7 protein-coding genes are annotated in these 4,274 nt (G+C 70.4%); 3 read left to right on the forward strand and 4 right to left on the reverse strand.

The annotated features are described in order from the left end of the window. Together IEZ27_RS36735 and IEZ27_RS55135 are read left to right on the forward strand one after the other, a co-directional pair. A partial coding sequence (locus IEZ27_RS36735; RefSeq protein ID WP_189651471.1) for an ArsR/SmtB family transcription factor occupies positions 1-705 on the forward strand: 705 nt, incomplete at its 5' end. Positions 706-1,649: 944 nt separating this feature from the next. Beyond that, on the forward strand, positions 1,650-1,778 hold the full coding sequence (locus IEZ27_RS55135; RefSeq protein ID WP_268246110.1) for a hypothetical protein: 129 nt from the start codon (positions 1,650-1,652) through the stop codon (positions 1,776-1,778). Between the two features lie 68 nt (positions 1,779-1,846). On the opposite strand, the gene IEZ27_RS55140 is transcribed toward IEZ27_RS55135, so the two are convergent. Genes IEZ27_RS55140 through IEZ27_RS36750 form a run of 4 tightly spaced genes read right to left on the reverse strand, consistent with a single transcriptional unit; the run spans position 1,847 to position 3,573 of the window. Beyond that, positions 1,847-1,972, reverse strand: coding sequence for a hypothetical protein (locus tag IEZ27_RS55140; protein WP_268246111.1), 126 nt, complete (start codon positions 1,970-1,972; stop codon positions 1,847-1,849). Next, positions 1,969-2,649 (reverse strand): hypothetical protein, encoded by a 681-nt coding sequence (locus tag IEZ27_RS36740; protein ID WP_189651472.1) that lies wholly within the window; start codon positions 2,647-2,649, stop codon positions 1,969-1,971. The genes IEZ27_RS55140 and IEZ27_RS36740 overlap by 4 nt, the downstream gene beginning before the upstream one ends. A gap of 50 nt (positions 2,650-2,699) precedes the next feature. Continuing rightward, positions 2,700-3,023 (reverse strand): hypothetical protein, encoded by a 324-nt coding sequence (locus IEZ27_RS36745; protein ID WP_189651473.1) that lies wholly within the window; start codon positions 3,021-3,023, stop codon positions 2,700-2,702. A 52-nt stretch (positions 3,024-3,075) separates the two neighbouring features. Further along, entirely contained in the window at positions 3,076-3,573 is a 498-nt protein-coding gene (locus IEZ27_RS36750; protein ID WP_189651474.1) for a winged helix-turn-helix transcriptional regulator, read from the reverse strand. Between the two features lie 183 nt (positions 3,574-3,756). Here IEZ27_RS36750 and IEZ27_RS36755 point away from each other — a divergent pair. After that, positions 3,757-4,274: SDR family NAD(P)-dependent oxidoreductase (locus tag IEZ27_RS36755; RefSeq protein ID WP_189651617.1), on the forward strand; the 518-nt coding region annotated here is incomplete at its 3' end.

Below are 4,274 nucleotides of genomic sequence, written 5' to 3' on the forward strand. Positions count from 1 at the left end.
CTCGCCGCCCTGGACACCCCGCCGCAGGAGCGGGAGTTCGGCGGCGACCTGTGGCGCTTCAGCGGGCTGCCGGGACGGCCCGACCTCGACATGGACCCCGCGCGCTTCCGCCGGGCCCTGGCCGACAGCATGTACGTGCTCTTCCACCGCTTCCTCGCCCCCGAATGGCCCGGCATGCGCCGCCGGCTCGAAGCCCGCCTGGCCGCCTACCAGGAGACCGCGGCGCGGCTCGGGCTCGGCTCGGCGCTCAGCACGCTCAGCCCGCGGCTGTCCTGGGACGGCAGCGGCATGATCGTCGCGGGCGGACCGGATCGCACGATCGATCTCGGCGGACGCGGCCTGCTGATCCATCCGATCTCCGGCGCCTCGCCCCGTTACCTGGGCATCGCGACCACCCAAGATCGGCGCAGCTCGGTGCTCACGGTCCCCATCCCCGACAGCGGCCGCCAGGCGATGCCGTCGCCGGCCTTCGACACGCTCGCCGCGCTGGTCGGGCGGGCGCGGGCGCGGGTGATGCGGGCCGTCGGGGGGCCCGGTTGCCGTACGGACGAGCTGGCCGGGCGGCTCAAGGTCAGCGCCTCGACCGCCTCGGAGCATGTCACCGTGCTGCGCAACGCCGGGCTGATCGCCACCCGCCGCAACGGCCGGGCCGTCCACCACCACCTGACCGCCCTCGGCGCCCGCCTGCTGGAGGCCAACGGCTGACCAGGTACGGACGGGCTCACCCCCTTCCGGGAGGCGGGCAGCCGACGCGGCAGCTCATGCGCGAAGCAGGCGTCCCCGAAGTGCCGCTTGCGGTCCTCCAGCGCCTCGAACTCATCGACGCCGTCCAGCCGTACGAGAGCCCTCCAGGTATTGCACACCTGCCGTGCCTCAGCGAGTTGCGACCGGACACCGTCACGGTCAGGAGGTCGTGCGTGTCTCACTGCGGGGACCTCCCGACACCAGGTGATCGTCATAAAGTCCGGCGCGTGCCCGGCGGCGCCGGGGCCGGGCCAGGCGGACCGACACGTCGATATCCGCGTCCGCGGCATCCAGGTCGAGATCTGCCACGGCCAGGGCCGGTCGGCCGTCCGCCGGACAGCGCGCGAGCCGGCGACCGCCCGGTGCGACGATCCCCGACGGGGACAGTCGCACCGAACTGCGCCGGGATGGAGTGCCCGATCCAGTAGCCGTACAGCCTCCCGTATGCCTGCGCGACAACCGCACGCGCCGCGTCGTCGACCATCACCGACAAGCAGCACACAGTCCACGTTCAGGCGCTCGTACTCGGCGAACACCTCGGGGAACCCGGCCTCGATGCACAGCGCGCACCCGAACCGGATGCGAGCTCGAGCTCTTCCGCCAGATCGGTGACCGACTCGGCCGCCTCACGCAGCACGTCCCATCGGACCCTGCTCCAATCCGCTGCACTCAACGTCCCAGACGGCCCCGAAGACATCACGTACCGGCTCGGACACGTGATCGCCCCCTCCGGAAACCGCACCAGCCGCGCCCGCCTCCGCATCAGATCGCGTACTTGCGCGCCACTGGCGGGGGACGGGGCGATGGCGGGGAGACGGCGGCGGCTGACCGGCCGCTGACCCGCCGCCGGTCCGGCCCGCCCCGGTTCGGGATGGACCGCAGGGGGAGTACTCGCCTCCGGCTGGATGACTCCGCCGACGCTGTTCGCCGGGATCGTCACCGTCCGGTGCGAGGAGAACGACTTCGTCGAGGTCCGCGCGGGGACGAGGGCGGAGGCCGCGCGGGTGCTCGACGTGGAGCGGTTGCGCGGCTGACTTCCGCGGGGTGATGCCACCGAGCCGGTCGAACAAAGCCGTCGTCCATCACCTCCTGCGCCAGGGGGTCAGCTGCCGCCCTTCTTGTGCGAGTAGACCTGCTTGGCGGGTGGCGCCGTCACGCGCACCTTGCCGCCCCATCTGGTGAAGCGAGACTCCACGGTGATCATGTCGTCGCCCACCAGGCTCTTCACCCAGTGCTCCGCGGCGGGGTGCGAGGTGACGGCCGCTGTGGCAGGTTGTCCGGGCCCAGGGTGAGCTCAAAGGCGAGCGCACGGTCCTCGCTCTTGGACATGGCGGAGGCTCGGTACCAGGGGGAGACCCGCCACAGTTCGGCCCGGCTGATGTGGCCCTTGACCGTGCGACCCGACTTCGTGCCGCTCTTGATGAGGGCCTGGAGGGTCGCGGGTTCGGCCGGGTTCACCATCTGGCTGTAGAGGCCGCTGATCCCGCCGGGGAGCGGCTTGCCGTACCTGAGCCAGGGCTTGCCCGACGGAACATCGCCGTTGAGCGCGCCGCCCTTGTTGTAGCTCACCTTGCCCACGGTGATCGTGCGCTCGTCGTGCAGCAGAGTGTTGAGGGTGTTGAAGATCCCGCCTTTCCGCGGCGTGTACGTCGCCCTGATGTCGGAGGCGACGATGACACCCATGCCGCCCTTGACCGGCTTGCCGAACTGCAGCACGCCCTCGCGCCGCAGAAAGGCGGTCTTGCCGGAGAGGTCGACGTAGGACGTGGTGTCGGTGAACGTCACCCCTTTACCCGTGGCCAGCCGGCCCTGCAACGCCTTGACCGGATCTCCCGCGGCGGCCTGGGCCGGGACGGCTACGGCCAGCACCGCGAAAGCGGCGACACCGGCGAGAACACGCTTCACGCAACAACCTCCTCATGAGGGACGGGCCACGCGAGCCTCGCACACCTTGATCACGTACCGGCGAACGACGAGGCACAGGGGCGTCTCCATGGTCTTGGCGTCCCCATCCGTGAGGAGAGCCGCAGCCCGAGCAGCTCCTCCACGTCCCACACCAGCCGCCGCGTGAACGCATGCGATTCCAGATCGCCGAACGGCGAGCCGGCCAGGACGTCGTGGTGGTGCTCCTTGGCGGCGTGGAAGCAGTTGGCCGCCGCATCGATCGCAAGGCCGAAGTCCTCACACACCTGCCGCTCGACCGGCTGCCACGGCTGCCCGCTCGACTGCCATGGCTCTCCCGGCAGCCGGGCCGGGCCGATCAGCGCCACTGTGACCACGACCCCGCCCGCCCGTCAGCATTCACACCGCCTTCGGTGACGCGGCGGGGTGTCACCGTGGGGCGGCGGCGTCCGAGCGATTCTTCCGTGCGGCCATGGCCTGGGGGAAGCCGGGGCCGTGGGCGACGTGGATCTGTGCGAGGTCGGTGACCTCCCCGCAGGTGGCGCAGGCGGTCTGCTCGGTGATCGCGTCGCCGCAACCGGTGTGCCGGTACAGGATGGGCGGACCGTCGGGTGCCGCCCATTGATCACCCCACTGCGTCAGCGCGATGATCACGGGTGCCAGGTCGAGTCCCTTCCGGGTCACGGCATAGCGGCTGCGATCGGGCTGCTCCTTGCCCGGTCGCCGTTCGAGGATGCCCGCTTCGACCAGGCTGTCCAGGCGTTTGGCCAGGATGTTGGTCGCGATGCCCAGGCGCTGGAAGTCGGCGAACCGGGTCGCCCCGGCGAACAACACATCACGCACGATCAGCAGGCTCCATCGCTCGCCGATGACCTCCAGTGCCCTGGCGGCCGAGCACACCTGCGTGTCGTAGGTCTTGCCCAGCATGGCGACCACACCTCCCAGAGGAGCACTTGCGTCATGCAAGACTACCCCTCTAACCTCGCTTGCATCACGCAAGTGCGCTCTCGTACGCCGGACGGCGCCGTGGCCGCGCCCACGGTCTGAGCACGGTCTGAGCACGGAGCCCGCCTGCCCCTTTCCGGAAGAACAATCATGTGGAGGTCGACGATGAGCGGATTGCTGCTCAAGGACAAGAACGCTGTGATCTACGGAGGCGGCGGCGCCATCGGCGGCGCCATCGCACGGGTCTTCGCCCGGGAAGGTGCGAGGGTCTTCATCGCCGGGCGGACGCAGGCCAAGCTCGACGCCGTGGCGCGGGACATCGCCGCCACGGGCGCAACGGTCGAGACCGCACAGGTCGACGTGCTCGACCAACAGGCCGTGGACAAGCACGCCGACGCGGTCGCGGCCACGGCCGGCGGCATCGACATCGCCGTCAACGCCGTGAGTGTCCAGCACGACCAGGGGACTACGCTGGCGGAACTGTCGCTGGAGGAGTTCATGCGGCCGATCGACGGCTTTTTGCGCACGCTGTTCATCACCAGCAAGGCTGTGGCCCGGCACATGGGGGGCGAGGGGCCAGGTGTGATCCTGACGCTGTCGGAGCCGGGTGCCAAGCTGGCCGTGGGCGGCATCTTGGGGCACGCCGTGAGCGCGGCCGGCAAGGAGGCGTTCTCCCGGGTTCT

This window comes from Nonomuraea spiralis (genome assembly GCF_014648435.1).
Classification (GTDB): domain Bacteria; phylum Actinomycetota; class Actinomycetes; order Streptosporangiales; family Streptosporangiaceae; genus Nonomuraea; species Nonomuraea spiralis.

Bases quoted from the DNA above. Each gene is read 5' to 3' on its own strand.
- IEZ27_RS55135 (WP_268246110.1), top strand. From the start codon at position 1,650: ATGACTCCGCCGACGCTGTTCGCCGGGATCGTCACCGTCCGGTGCGAG.
- IEZ27_RS36750 (WP_189651474.1), bottom strand. From the start codon at position 3,573: ATGCTGGGCAAGACCTACGACACGCAGGTGTGCTCGGCCGCCAGGGCA.